The organism is Cupriavidus sp. 8B (genome assembly GCF_054589115.1).
In genome coordinates this window covers 1-15,257 of record NZ_BAAILO010000218.1, presented here as the reverse complement: position 1 = coordinate 15,257, position 15,257 = coordinate 1, and the positions used below count along the sequence as shown (strand labels likewise).

Annotated in this window: 13 protein-coding genes and 1 pseudogene; 6 read left to right on the top strand and 8 right to left on the bottom strand. The window is 65.1% G+C overall.

The genetic code is table 11. The annotated features are described in order from the left end of the window. Nucleotides 1-71 precede the first annotated feature (71 nt). The 3 genes from ACYP5B_RS21785 (at nucleotide 72) to ACYP5B_RS21775 (ending at nucleotide 3,090) form a co-directional block, all read left to right on the top strand. Nucleotides 72-1,280, top strand: a complete 1,209-nt coding sequence (locus ACYP5B_RS21785; protein ID WP_459571046.1) for a D-alanyl-D-alanine carboxypeptidase family protein — start codon at nucleotides 72-74, stop codon at nucleotides 1,278-1,280. Between the two features lie 13 nt (nucleotides 1,281-1,293). Continuing rightward, a complete protein-coding gene (locus ACYP5B_RS21780; RefSeq protein ID WP_183032022.1) occupies nucleotides 1,294-1,599 on the top strand; it encodes a YbeD family protein in 306 nt (101 codons plus the stop codon). A gap of 297 nt (nucleotides 1,600-1,896) precedes the next feature. Continuing rightward, nucleotides 1,897-3,090, top strand: coding sequence for a class I SAM-dependent rRNA methyltransferase (locus tag ACYP5B_RS21775; RefSeq protein WP_318238627.1), 1,194 nt, complete (start codon nucleotides 1,897-1,899; stop codon nucleotides 3,088-3,090). 276 nt (nucleotides 3,091-3,366) lie between these two features. Here ACYP5B_RS21775 and ACYP5B_RS21770 read toward each other — a convergent pair. Continuing rightward, nucleotides 3,367-3,818, bottom strand: a pseudogene (locus ACYP5B_RS21770) (carboxymuconolactone decarboxylase family protein). 297 nt (nucleotides 3,819-4,115) lie between these two features. Here ACYP5B_RS21770 and ACYP5B_RS21765 point away from each other — a divergent pair. Both ACYP5B_RS21765 and ACYP5B_RS21760 read left to right on the top strand, forming a co-directional pair. Next, nucleotides 4,116-5,093: an NAD(P)H-dependent flavin oxidoreductase gene (locus tag ACYP5B_RS21765; protein WP_318238625.1), complete on the top strand. Its 978-nt coding sequence runs from the start codon at nucleotides 4,116-4,118 to the stop codon at nucleotides 5,091-5,093. 5 nt (nucleotides 5,094-5,098) lie between these two features. Then, the gene (locus ACYP5B_RS21760; RefSeq protein ID WP_459571044.1) at nucleotides 5,099-5,560 is read left to right on the top strand and encodes a YbaN family protein; all 462 of its coding nucleotides are present in this window, start codon (nucleotides 5,099-5,101) and stop codon (nucleotides 5,558-5,560) included. On the opposite strand, the gene ACYP5B_RS21755 is transcribed toward ACYP5B_RS21760, so the two are convergent. From ACYP5B_RS21755 to ACYP5B_RS21725, 7 genes are all read right to left on the bottom strand, one after another. Then, nucleotides 5,551-6,801: a phenylacetate--CoA ligase family protein gene (locus ACYP5B_RS21755; RefSeq protein WP_459571043.1), complete on the bottom strand. Its 1,251-nt coding sequence runs from the start codon at nucleotides 6,799-6,801 to the stop codon at nucleotides 5,551-5,553. The two genes, ACYP5B_RS21760 and ACYP5B_RS21755, sit on opposite strands and share 10 nt — an antisense overlap. Nucleotides 6,802-6,872: 71 nt before the next feature. Further along, nucleotides 6,873-7,688, bottom strand: a complete 816-nt coding sequence (locus tag ACYP5B_RS21750) for an ABC transporter ATP-binding protein (protein WP_045236120.1) — start codon at nucleotides 7,686-7,688, stop codon at nucleotides 6,873-6,875. 136 nt (nucleotides 7,689-7,824) lie between these two features. Beyond that, a complete protein-coding gene (locus tag ACYP5B_RS21745) occupies nucleotides 7,825-9,159 on the bottom strand; it encodes an ABC transporter substrate-binding protein (protein WP_400091401.1) in 1,335 nt (444 codons plus the stop codon). A gap of 87 nt (nucleotides 9,160-9,246) precedes the next feature. Further along, complete coding sequence (locus ACYP5B_RS21740; protein WP_400091400.1) at nucleotides 9,247-10,323, bottom strand: branched-chain amino acid ABC transporter permease; 1,077 nt, start codon at nucleotides 10,321-10,323, stop codon at nucleotides 9,247-9,249. A gap of 26 nt (nucleotides 10,324-10,349) precedes the next feature. Beyond that, entirely contained in the window at nucleotides 10,350-11,264 is a 915-nt protein-coding gene (locus ACYP5B_RS21735) for a branched-chain amino acid ABC transporter permease (RefSeq protein WP_006160142.1), read from the bottom strand. Between the two features lie 51 nt (nucleotides 11,265-11,315). After that, a complete protein-coding gene (locus ACYP5B_RS21730) occupies nucleotides 11,316-12,221 on the bottom strand; it encodes an ABC transporter ATP-binding protein (RefSeq protein ID WP_400091399.1) in 906 nt (301 codons plus the stop codon). Between the two features lie 14 nt (nucleotides 12,222-12,235). Continuing rightward, nucleotides 12,236-14,206: an AMP-dependent synthetase/ligase gene (locus ACYP5B_RS21725; protein WP_400091398.1), complete on the bottom strand. Its 1,971-nt coding sequence runs from the start codon at nucleotides 14,204-14,206 to the stop codon at nucleotides 12,236-12,238. Between the two features lie 238 nt (nucleotides 14,207-14,444). Between ACYP5B_RS21725 and ACYP5B_RS21720 the strand changes: the two genes are divergently transcribed. Continuing rightward, the gene (locus tag ACYP5B_RS21720) at nucleotides 14,445-15,113 is read left to right on the top strand and encodes a Crp/Fnr family transcriptional regulator (protein WP_267605311.1); all 669 of its coding nucleotides are present in this window, start codon (nucleotides 14,445-14,447) and stop codon (nucleotides 15,111-15,113) included. Nucleotides 15,114-15,257: the final 144 nt, after the last annotated feature.

Below are 15,257 nucleotides of genomic sequence, written 5' to 3'. Positions count from 1 at the left end.
GGGGGCGGCGCGCCGCCCCCGCCATGTCACCGGAAGCACTCCCTGCCCCTTTTTTTGTCGGAAACTGAATCATGTTGAATAGAGCCACGCCGCTTTTCGCGTCCGCCAACACGTCCGCCCTGGTCACCGCCGCCATCGTCGGCGCCGCCGTGGTGCTTGCCCCGGCTCCCGTGCGCGCCCAGGGTGTGCCGATGCCGCAGGTGGCGGCCAAGTCCTGGATGCTGTACGACGTCACCAGCGGCCAGGCCCTGGCTTCGCAGAACGCCGATGTGCGCATCGAGCCGGCTTCGCTGACCAAGCTGATGACCGCGTACTTGGCGTTCGCCGCAATCAAGGAAAAGCGTCTCACGATCGACCAGACCGTGGTGCCGACCACGGTCATCCTCAAGGTCAAGAGCGACGAGTCGCGCATGTTCCTGGAAGCCAACAAGCCGGTGAGCGTGCGCGACCTGCTGCTGGGCCTGATCGTGCAATCGGGCAATGACGCGGCGCTGGCGCTGGCCGAAGCGGTCGGCGGCTCGGAGGAAGGCTTCGTGGCGATGATGAATCGCGAAGCGCAGCAACTGGGGATGAAGAACACCCACTTCACCAACACCGACGGCATCCCCGACCCGAACCACTACACCACGGCCATGGACCTGGCCACGCTGACCACGCGGATCATCAAGGACTTCCCCGAGTACTACAGCATGTACGCGCAGAAGGACTTCACCTACAACAAGATCCGCCAGCCCAACCGCAACCGCCTGCTCTACATCGACCCGACGGTCGACGGCGTCAAGACCGGCCATACCAAGTCGGCCGGCTACTGCCTGATCTCGTCGGCCAAGCGTCCGCTGGCCAATGTGCCTAACGGTTCGCGCCGCCTGGTCTCGATCGTGATCGGCACCACCACCGAAGCGGTCCGCACGCAGGAAAGCCTGAAGATCCTGAACTACGGCTTCCAGTTCTTCGACACGCTGCGCCTGTACGACCGCGGCCAGGTGCTGGCTACGCCCGAGATCTACAAGGGCAAGGAATCCACCGTCAAGATCGGCGTCAAGGACGAGACCTACATCACCGTGCCCAAGGGCACGGGCGGGCGCATCAAGCCGGTGCTGGAGCGCCAGGAGCTGCTGCTGGCCCCGATCGCCGCCGGCCAGCAGGTCGGCACGGTCAAGCTGATGGACGGCGCCACCAAGGTGGCCGAGTTCCCGGTGGTGGCGCTGCAAGACGTGCCCGAGGCAGGCTTCTTTGGCCGCCTGTGGGATACCATCCGCTTGTGGTTCAAGCGCAAGTAAGGAGGGCCTTGAAATGAGCGCCGACAATTCCGACCAGGGCAAGCCGGGCGACATCCCGCCGGCCGAGTCGCTGATCGAGTATCCCAGCCATTTCCCCATCAAGGTGATGGGCAGCATGCAGGATGGCTTTGCCGAGGCCATCGTGACGCTGGTGCAGGGGTTCGACCCCGACTTCCACGCCGGCAAGATGGAGATGCGTCCTTCAGCCAAGGGCAACTACCTCGGCCTGACCGTCACGGTATGGGTCACCAGCCGCGAGCAGCTCGACGAGCTGTACCGCGCGCTGACGTCGCACCCGATGGTGAAGGTGGTGCTGTAGGCGGTAGAAAACAGTGTGACGGGCCAGGATTGCACCGGGCTTGCCACCATCCGGCCATGCCCTGCCATGCCTGGCTCCCCTCTCCCGCACGGCGGGGAGGGGTTAGGGGAGAGGGCGGGCGCATCCAATGCCGCCGTGCCGGACAAAACCGTTGGCTCCGCTCGCCGCAGCTCCTGGCTAAGCCACCCCTCTCCCCGCCCCTCTCCCCCTGAGGGGAGAGGGAGTTAAAACAATCAGGCACTTCAAACGGCACTGGCGCATCTGCTCGCCTTCGTTTGGCGTCCAAAATAAAGACCCATGAACACCATCACCCTCAAGCCCGGCAAGGAAAAATCCTTGCTGCGCCGCCACCCCTGGGTCTACGCCACCGGCGTGGATACCGTCGAAGGCCGCTGCGAGTCCGGCAGCACCGTGATCGTGCGCGCCGCCGACGGCCGCTTCCTGGCGCGCGGGGCGTACAGCCCCTCCTCCCAGATTCGCGTGCGGGTGTGGAGCTTCGACGAGAACGAGCCGGTCGATCACGCCATGTTCAAGCGGCGCGTGTCCGCAGCCCTCGCGCATCGCAAGCAGTGGGTGAAAGACAGCGACGCCGTGCGCCTGGTCTTCGGTGAATCCGACCGCCTGCCGGGCCTGATCGTGGACTACTACGGCAGCGGCGCCGACGGCCAGCTGGTGTGCCAGTTCAACGCGGCCGGGGTCGAAGCCTGGAAGGATGCGCTGGTGCAGGCGCTGGTCAAGGAAACCGGCTGCCCCAACGTGTACGAGCGCTCCGACGCCGCCGTGCGCGAGCGCGAAGGCCTGCCGCTGGTGACCGGCGTGCTGGCCGGCGCGGAGCCCGATCCCGAGCTCAACGTGACCGAGCACGGCGTGCGCTACTACGTGGACGTGAAGAGCGGCCACAAGACCGGCTTCTACGTCGACCAGCGCGACAACCGCAAGCTGGTGGGCGATCTGGCCAACGGGCGCGAAGTGCTCAACTGCTTTTGCTACACCGGCGGCTTCTCGCTGGCGGCGCTGCGCGGCGGCGCCACCTCGGTGACCTCGATCGACTCCTCCGGCGAAGCGCTCAAGACCGCCGCGGGCAACGTCACCCTCAACGGCTTCGACCCCGAGCGGGCGACCTGGCTCGACGCCGATGTGTTCAAGTCGCTGCGCCAGTTCCGCGCCGACGGCCGCCAATTCGACCTGATCGTGCTGGACCCGCCCAAGTTCGCGCCCTCGGCCCAGCACATCGACCGTGCCGCGCGCGCGTACAAGGAGATCAACCTGGTCGGCCTGCAGCTGCTGCGCCCGGGCGGCCTTCTGTTCACCTACTCCTGCTCCGGCGCCATCAGCATGGAACTGTTCCAGAAGATCGTGGCGGGCGCGGCGACCGATGCCCGTGCCGACGCGCGCATCCTGCGCCGCCTCTCGGCCGGCACCGATCACCCGATGCTGGCCGCCTTCCCCGAAGGCGAGTACCTCAAGGGCCTGCTGCTGGAAAAGATCTGACAACCAAGGGCATTGGCCGAAGCCGACGAACAGGCCAAAGCCTCGTGCTACGACGACGGCTGTCTTCCTCTCCCACTAGTGGGGAGCAAACCTGCCATATCGCAGGATTGCTGCCGTCATCCCGTCTTCACGCGAGCGTCTTCAGTCCGTCATAAACGCCGCCTATAGTCCGCTGTGCGGATGCGGCATTGGCAGGTGCCCTCCCGCCTCTTCCTATCAGTCTTCGTGGTAGTTGCCCCGCGGCGTAGCGGGGTTTTTTTTTTGCCCTGACGGCGGTTACGCCTTTTCCGGGATCGGGTTGCGCAAGCTTACGTTGAGCAGGTTCCACGCGTTGATCGTGACAATGGCAAAGCCAAGCTCGGCGACCTCCTCATCGGAAAAGTGCACGCGCAAAGCGGCAAACTCCTCGTCGCTCGCATCGCTGTGCGGCGTGGCGGCGACGATCTCCGCCCAGCGCAATGCGGCGCGCTCGCGCTCGCTGAAGAACGGCGCTTCGCGCCAGCCGGCGACGGCGTTGAGATGGCGCGGATCCACCTCCTGCCGGATCAGGTCGCGCCAGTGCATGTCGATGCAGAAGCCGCAGCCGTTGATCTGCGACACGCGCAGGAAAACCAGGTCGACAAGCCGCTTGCCGAGCAAGCCGCTCTGGACGGTGGCGGACAGGTCGAGCAATGCCTTGAAGGCCTTGGGGGCAAGCTGGAGTACGGGAGACGGACGGTGTGGGCCATGGCTGGGCCTTTCGGTGCGAGCTCGTGAAATCTGGCGGTTGAGACAAGACGCGGCAGCCGGCCGTTTTGTGGCAGGGCCGGCGACGAAATGCATGCCGCCATGTTACTTGCAGACGACGCGCGTTCCGGCGTAGATTGGGCTCAAAGGTTGTCCCCGCAGGTTGCCCCGGCAGGTTGCCCCGGCAATAGCGCAGGTAGACAGCCCCTTCTAACGCCCGCCAGCCGAAACTCCCTATAATCGAACGATCGTTCATATCCAGGGCGCCACCGGCGCCCAACCGTGGTCCAGGAGACGCCATGCCCGCCGCCAAACAATTGCCCCAGGTCCTGCAAAACCTGGCGCTGCCCGTGATTTCCTCCCCGATGTTCATCGTCAGCTACCCCGAGCTGGTGCTGGCGCAGTGCAAGGCGGGCATCGTCGGTTCCTTCCCCGCGCTGAACGCGCGCCCTGCCGAGATGCTGGGCGACTGGCTCACGCAGATGGAAGAAGACCTGGCCGCCTTCCGCGCCGCCAACCCGGGCAAGCCGGTCGGCCCGATCGCGGTCAACCAGATCGTGCACAACTCCAATGTGCGCCTGGAGCACGACATCAAGGTCTGCGTGGACCACAAGGTACCCATCTTCATCACCTCGCTGCGCGCGCCGCCCAAGGAGATGATCGACGCGGTGCACAGCTATGGCGGCATCGTGCTGCACGATGTGATCAGCATCCGCCACGCCGAGAAGGCGATCGAGGCCGGCGTGGATGGCCTGATCCTGGTGGCGGCCGGCGCCGGCGGCCATGCCGGCACGCTGTCGCCGTTCGCGCTGGTGGGCGAAGTGCGCAAGATCTTCGACGGCGTGATCGCGCTGTCAGGCTCCATCGCCACCGGCGAATCCGTGCTGGCCGCGCAGGCCATGGGCGCGGACTTCGCCTACGTGGGCACCCGCTTCATCGCCTCGCAGGAAGCGCATGCCAGCGAGTCCTACAAGCAGTCGATCACCACCTCCGCCGCGGCCGACATCATCTACACCAACCTGTTTACCGGGGTGCACGGCAACTACATCCGCGAGAGCATCGAAGCCTCGGGGCTGGATCCCGCCAACCTGCCGCAGGCCGACAAGACCAAGATGGACTTCTCCAGCGGCGCCTCCAAGGCCAAGGCATGGAAGGACGTCTGGGGCGCCGGCCAGGGCGTGGGCCAGATCCACGACATCCCCACCGCGGGCGAAATCGTGGCGCGCATGAAGGCCGAGTACAACGACGCGCGCGCCCGCCTGGGGCTCGCGGTCTGAGCGCGTTGCCATCCGCTACGCCCGCGCCTTGCGCAATCCGCAGCCGCCGGCAGCGGGCGCTGCGCGCGCTGTGGGTGGTCCTCGGCGTGCTCAGCCTGGTGCTGGGCACCGTCGGCATCTTCCTGCCGGTGCTTCCGACCACGCCCTTCGTCTTGCTGGCCGCCGCGTGTTTCGCGCGCGGCTCCGAGCGTTTCCATGCGCGGCTGCTGGCGCATCCGCGTTTCGGCGCGCTGGTGCGTGACTGGCAGGCCCACCGCAGCATTCCCCTGCGTGCCAAGCAGCTGGCCATCGGCATGATGTGGCTGTCGATGGGCACCACCGCGTGGCTGATGCGCGAGCGCTCGCTTGCCTCGCTGACGCTGGTCGCCATCGCGGCAGCCGTCAGCGCATGGCTGCTGTGGCTGCCGACGCGGTCCGCCGGCGGCCATGCAGCCCCGCCCCCTGGCCGCGATCGCACTCAGTCGTAACGCCGCGCGTCCTCGATCACCTTGCCATCCTGCGGCAGCGAACCCGCCGCCACGAAGCGCACCTCGCCGCGCAGGCGCATCACCTCGCGCAGCGATTCGCCGATGGCCTGCGCCAGCCCCGCATCGTCCCGCGTGGCATCGCAGTGCAGGGTCATCACGTCGGCGCCCACGCTGCCCGTTACCACCAGGCGCGCCGCGCGCACCTCGGGATGGCGCCGCACCACCTCGCCCACCTGCCCGGGATGCACGAACATGCCCTTGACCTTGGTGGTCTGGTCGGCGCGTCCCAGCCAGCCCTTGAGCCGCTGGTTGGTGCGCCCGCACGGGCTGGCGCGCTGATCGCAACCGGCAACGAACGCCGACAGGTCGCCCGTGCCGAAGCGGATCAGCGGATAGTCGCCATTGCCCAGCACCGTCACCACCACCTCACCGGTCTCGCCGTCAGGCATCGGTTGCGTGCCGCCCGGCTCGACGATCTCCACCAGCACATTCTCGTCCACCACCCAGCCATCGCCGCCCTGCGTCTCGTAGGCGATCAGGCCCGCGTCGGCGCTGCCGTACATCTGCTGCACGCGGATGCCGCGCTCGGTGAACCAGGTGCGCAGCGAAGGCGGCAATGCCTCGCCTGACACCAGCGCCTTGCTCAGGCCCTGGCAGGGCAAGCCGAGCTCGTCGCCTTTTTCCAGCAGCAGCTTGAGAAAGGATGGCGTGCCGGCGTAGGCCGCCGGCTGCAGGCTCGCCATCGCCTGCACCTGCGATTCGGTCTGCCCCACGCCCGCCGGAAACACGCAGCAGCCAAGCCGATGGGCGCCGGTTTCCATCATCATGCCGGCCGGCGTGAAGTGATAGGAGAAGGTGTTGTAGACCAGGTCGCCCGAGCGGAAGCCCGCCGCGAACATTGCGCGCGCGATCCGCCACCAGTCGGCGCCATGCCCGTCGGGCTCAAAGATCGGGCCGGGCGACTGGAAGATGTGGCGCAGGCCGCCGGGCGGCGTCGCATTCAGCCCGCCCAGCGGCGGCATCGTCTTTTGCCGCGCCGTCAACTCGGACTTGCGCGTTACCGGCAGCGCCGCCAGCGCGGCGCGTGAGTCCAGCGCGCGCGGGTCAACGTCGCGCAGCACCTCCGCAAAATAAGGCGCATGCGCCTTGGCATGCGCAACCTGGCGCGACAACGCGTCCAGCAAAGCCTGCAAGCGGACGGCCGGAGCGCGCGTTTCAAGCGAATCGAAGTATTCAGACATGGTGCGTAGTTCGCGTAGGGGAAGTCGCGTGATGAAACGCGTGAGGCATCGCGTGCAACCGAGGGCTCCTGTCAGGCGAGCCAGCGCTTGCGGCGGCGATAACTTTTTACGTCGCGGAAAGAGCTTCGCCCGCCGCCCTCTCCATCATTGGCGGCGACGCCCAGGTAGAACTCCTTCACATCCTCATTCGTGCGCAGCGCCTCTGCGGCGCCATCCATCACCACGCGGCCGTTCTCCAGGATGTAGCCGTAGTCCGCATAGCGCAGCGCCACCATGGTGTTCTGCTCCGCCAGCAGGAAGCTGACCTTCTCGCGCTGGTTCAGGTCGCGCACGATCTCGAAAATCTCTTCCACGATCTGCGGCGCCAGCCCCATCGATGGCTCATCCAGCAGGATCATGCTGGGCTTGGCCATCATGGCCCGGCCGATCGCGCACATCTGCTGCTCGCCGCCGGAGGTGTAGCCCGCCTGCGACTTGCGGCGCGTCTTCAGGCGCGGGAAGTATTCGTAGATGCGCTCCAGCGCATCGCGTGTTTCGCTGCGCGACAGACCGCGCGTATAGGCGCCGGTGAGCAGGTTCTCCTCCAGCGTCAGGTGGGCGAAGCAATGCCGCCCCTCCATCACCTGGATCACGCCGCGCTTGACCAATTCATTGGGCGTCAGCCGGTCGACCCGGTTGCCGCGGTACTCGATCGAGCCCTTGGTGACATCACCGCGCTCGGCGTGCAGCAGGTTGGAGATGGCCTTGAGCGTGGTGGTCTTGCCCGCGCCGTTGGCGCCCAGCAGCGCCACGATCCGCCCCTCCGGCACGTCGAGCGAAACGCCCTTGAGCACCAGGATGACGTGGTCGTAGATGACTTCGATATTGTTGACGGACAACAGGCTCATGGTGCGGCTCGGTTGGTGGTTCTTAGCCTGCGGGAGCGCCCCGAGGCGTCGCCGCATACTTCTCCCCTCCCCCGCATGCGGGAGAGGGGCGCAAACAATCAGCATCTTGCAACGCCTGCTGATCTCTCTCGCCCGATCAAGACTTCATGCACACAGGCGTGATGCCCTTCTCTTTCGCGAACTGCGCGGCACTCGCCTTGAACAGCGGATGGATCAGGTTCTTGTTGCCTTCGATCCAGTCCGACACCACGACCCACTTGGTGCCGTCCCACTGCTGGATCTTCACCTTGCCCGAGCCTTCATGGTTGTCGCAGCTGGTCTTGATCTCCGGCAGCAGGCCGGTGGCGCCCAGTTGCTGCAGGCGGGCGCTGTTCACGTTCAGGTTCTCGAATGCCCAGCGCATGTCTTCGCCGCTCATGACCTTGCCCTTGCCGTACTTGGCCTGCGCCACGCGGATCGCTTCCACCGTCACCACGGCCGCGGACACGCCACGGTTATAGAGCACCGAGCCGACCTTGTTGCGGTCCTGCATATTGCCCTTGCCGGCGCCGTAGACCACCTTGTCGATATCGGCGATCAGCGGCACACCCTTGCCCGCCACGTTCCATGTCGCGCTCATATAGCCCTTGGCGGCCTCGCCGGCGGGTACCGTGTCTTCTTCCGAACCTGCCCACCACGAGCCGATCATCTTGTCGCGCGCGAAGCCCACCTTTTGCGCGGCCTTGAGCGCGGTCTGGTTCATCACGCCCCAGCCCCAGAAGATCACATAGTCAGGATTCTCCTGGCGGATCTTCAGCCACTGCGCGCCCTGCTCGTTGCCGGGGTGCGCCACCGGGATCTCGACCAGGTTGAACTTGCCGAGCTTGGCTTCGGCTTCCAGCGCCACGATCGGCTCCTTGCCATAGGCGGAGTCGTGGTACAGGTAGACGATCTTCTTGCCGGCCAGCGAGCCGCCGTTCTTGCCCGCCAGGAACTTGACGATGGCCGAGACCTGCATCTGGTAGGTGGTGACCAGCGGGAAGGCATAGGGGAAGACCGAACCGTCGACCGCATCGGTGCGGCCATAGCCCATCATCACCAGCGGCACCTTGTCGGCCGCGGTCTTGTCCACCAGCGCGTAGGAGATGCCGGTCGACATGGTGTGATACGCGGTGCCCTTGCTGGTGGCGCTCTTGCCCTTGAGCCGCTCGTAGCACTCCACGCCCTTGGCGTTGTTGTACTCGGTCTCGCACTCTTCCCACGACAGCTTGACGCCGTTCACGCCACCTTCCTTGAGGTTGACGTAGTTCAGGTAGTCGACGAAGCCGCCATAAAAGGACTGTCCGTTGGCGCCATAAGGACCGACGCGATAGCTAGGCAGCGCGACGAACTGCTCGCCGCTTTGCGCCTGCACCGCCAGCGGCGCCAGCAGCGCGGCCGACGCGCCCACCGCCAGGGCAATGCGCTGCAGATTGCGAATCAGGGTGGTCATGACAGTCTCCTTCACCTTGGCAGGTGTGTTTGTTATGGAATACCCGTTTGTCTTGGTCCGGCCTAAAAAGCGTCGATGCAATGAGATTCAATGGGGGAATGGCCACAGCCGCAGCTTTTCCTTCGCGATCTGCCACAGCCGCGCCAGGCCATGCGGCTCCACCACCAGGAAGAAGATGATCAGCCCGCCGAACACCATCAGCTGGATATGCGACACGGCGGCGTTGGTAAAGGGCAGGTGCAGCAGCGCGGCCAGCGGCGGCAGCGCGATGTCCAGGAAGATCGGCAGCAGCAGGATGAAGGCCGCGCCCAGGAACGAGCCGAGGATGCTGCCCACGCCGCCGATGATGATCATGAACAGCACGCGGAAGGAAAGGTCGAGCGAGAAGCCGTCCGGCTCGACCGAGCCCAGGTAGCAGAATGCATAGAGCGCGCCCGCCACGCCGCAGTAGAACGAGCTGACGGCAAAGGCCAGCAGCTTGGTGCGCATCAGCGGAATGCCGATCACCTCCGCCGCCACGTCCATGTCGCGCACCGACATCCAGGCGCGCCCGGTGGAGGAGCGCACCAGGTTCTTGGCCGCGATGGCCAACACCGTGACCAGCATCAGTACGAAGAGGTACTTCTTCACCGGCGTATCGATGGCGATGCCAAACAGGTTCAACTGCTGCGCGGTGATCACGCCCGATGAACTGTTGTTGGAGAACCAGGGAAACTTGGTCAGCGCCCACACCACGAAGAACTGCGCGGCCAGCGTCGCCACCGCAAGGTAGAAGCCCTTGATGCGCAGCGACGGCAGGCCGAACGCCACGCCCACCAGCGCCGCCGACAAGCCGGCGAGGATAAAGGTCAGCAGCACCGGCAGGCCTTCGATGCGCAGCTGGAAGTTGTAAGCCGCGTAAGCGCCCACCGCCATGAAGGCCGCCGTGCCCAGCGAAAGCTGGCCCGCGTAGCCCGTGAGGATATTGAGCCCGAGCGCGGCAAGCGCGAAGATCAGGAACGGGATCAGGATGGCCGAGAACCAGTATTCCGAACCCAGCAGCGGAATCGCCACGAAGGCCACCGCCATCAGCACCGCGAAGCCGATGCGGTCCTGGCGGATGGGGAAGATCTGGCTGTCGGCGACGTAGGTGGTCTTGAACTGGCCGGATTCACGGTAGAACATGTTTTCTCTCCTGTGGCGAGGGCCGGTCAGACACGATCGATGTGTTTCTCACCGAACAGCCCTTCGGGCCGCACCAGCAGGAACAACAGCGCAAACACATAGGGGAACCAGCCTTCAATGCCACCGAAGTTGCCGCCGAACGCGGACTGGAACACAGGCGGGATATAGATCTCGGCCAGCTTCTCCGAGGCGCCGATGATCAGCCCGCCGACGATGGCGCCCGGCACCGAGGTAAAGCCGCCCAGGATCAGCACCGGCAGCGCCTTCAATGCGGTCAGTGTCAGCGCAAACTGCACGCCATTGCGCGAGCCCCAAAGCATGCCTGCCACCAGCGCGACAAAGCCCGCCACGCCCCACACGATGGCCCAGATATGCTGCAGCGGAATGCCCAGCGACAGCGCCGCCTGGTGATCGTCCGCCACCGCGCGCAATGCGCGGCCCACCTTGGTGTACTGGAAGAACAGCGCCAGCGTGCCCACCAGGATGCCGGCGATGCCCGCCGCTGCGAGGTCGAACTTGGACACCACGATATTGAAGCGCGTCAGGATGGCTTCAATGGGCTCGTCGACGATGCCGAGGTTGATCGGGCGCACTTCATTGCCGAACAGCAGCGGCCCCAGCCCTTCGAGGAAAAACGACAGCCCGATGGTGGCCATGAACAGCGTGATGGGCGGCTGGTTGACCAGCTTGCGCAGCACCAGGCGTTCGGTGCTGATGCCCACCACCACCATCACGCCAAACGCGCCGATCACGGCCGCCCACATCGGCAGGCCCTTGTCCATCAGCCCCACCACCGCCAGCGCGGCAAAGTACACCATCGCGCCCTGCGCGAAGTTGAACACGCCCGATGCCTTGTAGATCAGCACGAACCCCAGCGCCACCAGCGAATACATCAACCCCGACAATAAGCCGCCGATCAGGATTTCAAAGAAGAACGTCATGGCTTTCCTTGTCTCGTTCCGTGCGTTGCGTGCGTTGCGTGTGCATCGGCATCAATGGCCCGCGCCGAGGTAGGCGCGAATCACGTCCGGGTTGGCCTTCACCGCGTCGGGCGTGCCATCGCCGATCTTCTTGCCGTAGTCCAGCACCACCACGCGATCGGAGATATCCATCACCACGCCCATGTCGTGCTCGATCAGCACGATGGTGGTGCCGAACTGGTGGTTCACGTCCAGGATGAAGCGGCACATGTCCTGCTTCTCTTCTACGTTCATGCCCGCCATCGGTTCGTCGAGCAGCAGCATCGAGGGCTCGGCCGCCAGCGCGCGCGCCAGTTCCACGCGCTTTTGCAGGCCGTAGGGCAGGCGCCCTACCGGCGTCTTGCGGATGGCCTGGATCTCGAGGAAATCGATCACCTCCTCGACCTTGCGCCGGTGCTGCATTTCCTCGTTGCGCGCCGGGCCCCACCACAGCGCATTGGCCAGCAGGCCGCTGCGGAACCTGGTGTTGCGCCCGGTCATGATGTTGTCGAGCACGGTCATGCCCTTGAACAACGCGATGTTCTGGAAGGTGCGCGCGATGCCCTGGCGCGCCGCGGCGGTGGGATGCATCCTGCGCCGTTCCTCGCCGCGAAACACGATGCGGCCCTGCTGCGGGTGGTAGACCCCGTTGATCACATTGAGCATCGAGCTCTTGCCCGCGCCGTTGGGCCCGATGATGGCGCGGATCTCATGCTCGCGCACATCGAAGGAGATATCGGTCAGCGCCTTCACGCCGCCGAAAGCCAGCGAGATGTTCTGCAGGTCGAGTATCACGTCCCCGGCCTTGCGCACCTGCGCATGTTCCGCCTGGACCCCGCCGAGCGCCTGCGCTGTTGCCCCTGCCGCCGCGGACGCACCGCTCCACACCGGCTGGTCATCGCCGCCGCGCTCCACGCCTTGCCATGCCATTTGCGTCATCCTCCCGCCCCCGCTCATGCTGCGCGCTTCGCACCGGCAGTGGCCGGCCCGAAGCGCTTTACATCGACCAGCTTCAACGTGGCCGAGACGCTGCCTTCGCGTCCGTCCTCGAACTTCACGCGCGTCTCGATGAACTGCTCTGTCTTGCCGGTGTACAGTGCCTCGATCAGCGACGCGTATTTCTCGGCGATATAGCCACGCCGCACCTTGCGCGTGCGAGTGAGCTCATCGTCGTCCGGATCGAGTTCCTTGTGCAGGATCAGGAAGCGCGAAACCTGCGAACCGGCCAGCATGGCATCGGTGGCAAGGTCCGCATTCACCTGCTCGACGCACTCGCCGATCATGGCGATCACCTCTGGCTGCGCCGCCAGGTCGATGTAGCCCGCATAGGCCAGGTGGCGCCGCTCGGCCCAGTTGCCCACGGCATCGAAATCGATGTTGATGAACGCGCAGACGCTGTCGCGGCCGGTGCCGAACGCCACCGCTTCCTTGATATAGGGAAAGAACTTGAGCTTGTTCTCGATGTACTTGGGCGCGAACATGGCGCCGTCGGACAGCTTGCCCACATCCTTGGCGCGATCGATGATCTTCAGGTGGCCGTCGGCATCGATCACCCCGGCGTCGCCGGTCATGAAGTAGCCTTGGTCGTTGATCGCCTCGCGGGTGGCGTCGTCGCGCTTGTAGTACGCCTTGAGCAAGCCCACGCCACGCACCAGCACCTCGCCGTTCTCGGCAATGCGGATCTCCATGCCCGGCGCGGCAGGCCCGACCGAATCGAACTTGACCTTGCCGTCCGGCTGCAGGCAGACATAGGCGCAGGTTTCGGTCTGGCCGTAGAACTGCTTGAGGTTGACGCCGATGGAACGATAGAAGCGGAACAGGTCCGGGCCGATCGCCTCGCCCGCCGTGTAGCCCACGCGGATGCGGCTCATGCCCAGCACATTGCGCAGCGGCCCGAAGATCAGCACCTCGCCCGCGGCGTAGCGCAGCCGGTCGGCCAGCGGCACCGGGTCGCCATCGAGGATGTCGGTGCCGCAGCGGCGCGCCACGCCCATGGCCCAGTGGAATAGCTTGCGCTTGATCCAGCCCGCGTCTTCCATGCGGATCATCACCTGCGTCAGCAGGTTTTCATAGATGCGCGGCGGCGCGAAGTAGTAGGTTGGGCCAATCTCGCGCAGGTCGGTCATGACCGTCTCGCGCGATTCCGGGCAGTTCACGGTGAATCCCGCCACCATGGCCTGCGCGTACGAGAACAGGTTGTCGCCCACCCATGCCATCGGCAGGTAGGACAGCACATCGTCCTTCGCGGTGAGGCCATCGAACGCGCAGCCGTTGCGCGCCGCGCCGATCAGGCCGCGGTGCGAATGGCACACGCCCTTGGGCTTGCCGGTGGTGCCGGAGGTGTAGAGGATGATGGCGGTGTCGTCGGGCTCGCCGGCGGCAACCGCCGCATCGAAGTAGCCGGGATTGGCACGATCGAATTCGCGGCCGATTTCCTGCAGGCGCTGGTAAGACATCAACGCCGGATGATCGTAGTCGCGCAGCCCGCGCGGGTCTTCATAGATGATGTGGCGCACCTTGCGGCCCTGCGCGGCAAGCTGCTCCTCCACCTCCAGCAGCTTGTCCACCTGCTCCTGGTCCTCCACGATGGCGAAGTCGATCTCGGCGTCGTTCAGCACGTAGATCATCTCGCCGGCGATCGCGTCCTGGTAAAGCGGCACCGGCACGCCGCCCATCGCCTGCGCCGCGCTCATGGCCCAGTACAGGCGCGGCCGGTTGTCGCCGACCACCGCGAGGTTCATTGCGCGGGCAAAGCCCAGCGCAGCCAGGCCGCACGCCAGCGCGCGCATCTCCTGCGCGGTCTGCGCCCAGCTATAGGTTTGCCAGATCCCGAGATCCTTCTCACGGTAAGCCGGGCTTTCCGGCCGCTGCTGCGCATGCGCAAGCAACAAGCGCGGGAAGGTCGTCGCCGACGGTTCCTGCATGGATGTCTCCTGTCACTCCGAAAGCGGGGGTCCGCCACCGGTGCCAAGCCTGCTGCCGCTGGTTATACTTGGCCTGTTTTGCCCGGCGGCGTTTCTGCCGCAACGCAACAAGCCCGCCGCGCCTGTCCTGGCGCGCATTTGCGGTTCGTGGTGATCGTAAGATAGTCCATGCCATTTCCCCCGGTTGTCACGCCGATGACAATTCCGGGTTAATCCCTACGGGAAGGTTCTCCAGGTCATGCTCAACGATTTCGTCGACCGCTGCGTGTGGGCAGCCGACCTCAGTGAAGAACAACGCGACATTGTCCGCCGCGCCATGTGCGTGCGCGAATATAGCCAGGGCGACTATGTCTGCCATAAAGGCGATATGGCGGAGCACTGGATGGGGGTGCTGGAGGGGATCGTCAAGATCACTACGGTATCGCCTTCCGGTAAGTCGGTCACATTCACCGGTGTGCCTACGGGGGGCTGGTTCGGCGAAGGCGCCGTGCTCAAGGCCGAGATCCGCAAGTATGACGTGATGGCGCTGCGGCGCTCGCGCATTGCCTTCCTGCCGCGCGAGACTTTTCAGTGGTTGCTGGATACCAGCTTGCCGTTTACCCGGTTCTTGCTGACGCAGTTCAATGAGCGGCTGGGGCAGTTCATTGCTGCCGTTGAGTATGAGCGGCTGCTCGATATCGATTCACGGGTGGCGCGCGCCGTGTCTTCGCTCTTCAATGAGCATCTGTACCCCGGGCTGGGGAAGACGCTGGAGATTTCGCAGGAGGAGATCGGGCTGCTGGCGGGGATCTCGCGGCAGCGGGCCAACCAGGCGCTGAAGGTGCTGGAGCAGCAGGGGCTGGTGAAGGTGGATTATGGGGTGATTGAGGTGTTGGATCTGGAGGGGTTGAGGCAGTATGGGGAGTGAGGTTTTGGGGTTTTGACTGGAACTGCAAAATCAGCTTCAACTGCTTAACTGCAGTGGTCTAATTTCCTCGGACAGGTCGATAGGGTGACAATCCATATCGACGAGGAAACAGATGACAAGACAACGCCGACAATTTGATGCCAG

Excerpts from the sequence above, each read along its gene's own strand:
- ACYP5B_RS21785 (WP_459571046.1), top strand. The coding sequence starts at position 72 with ATGTTGAATAGAGCCACGCCGCTTTTCGCGTCCGCCAACACGTCCGCC.
- ACYP5B_RS21780 (WP_183032022.1), top strand. The coding sequence starts at position 1,294 with ATGAGCGCCGACAATTCCGACCAGGGCAAGCCGGGCGACATCCCGCCG.
- ACYP5B_RS21775 (WP_318238627.1), top strand. The coding sequence starts at position 1,897 with ATGAACACCATCACCCTCAAGCCCGGCAAGGAAAAATCCTTGCTGCGC.
- ACYP5B_RS21765 (WP_318238625.1), top strand. The coding sequence starts at position 4,116 with ATGCCCGCCGCCAAACAATTGCCCCAGGTCCTGCAAAACCTGGCGCTG.
- ACYP5B_RS21755 (WP_459571043.1), bottom strand. The coding sequence starts at position 6,801 with ATGTCTGAATACTTCGATTCGCTTGAAACGCGCGCTCCGGCCGTCCGC.
- ACYP5B_RS21750 (WP_045236120.1), bottom strand. The coding sequence starts at position 7,688 with ATGAGCCTGTTGTCCGTCAACAATATCGAAGTCATCTACGACCACGTC.
- ACYP5B_RS21745 (WP_400091401.1), bottom strand. The coding sequence starts at position 9,159 with ATGACCACCCTGATTCGCAATCTGCAGCGCATTGCCCTGGCGGTGGGC.
- ACYP5B_RS21740 (WP_400091400.1), bottom strand. The coding sequence starts at position 10,323 with ATGTTCTACCGTGAATCCGGCCAGTTCAAGACCACCTACGTCGCCGAC.
- ACYP5B_RS21735 (WP_006160142.1), bottom strand. The coding sequence starts at position 11,264 with ATGACGTTCTTCTTTGAAATCCTGATCGGCGGCTTATTGTCGGGGTTG.
- ACYP5B_RS21730 (WP_400091399.1), bottom strand. The coding sequence starts at position 12,221 with ATGACGCAAATGGCATGGCAAGGCGTGGAGCGCGGCGGCGATGACCAG.
- ACYP5B_RS21725 (WP_400091398.1), bottom strand. The coding sequence starts at position 14,206 with ATGCAGGAACCGTCGGCGACGACCTTCCCGCGCTTGTTGCTTGCGCAT.
- ACYP5B_RS21720 (WP_267605311.1), top strand. The coding sequence starts at position 14,445 with ATGCTCAACGATTTCGTCGACCGCTGCGTGTGGGCAGCCGACCTCAGT.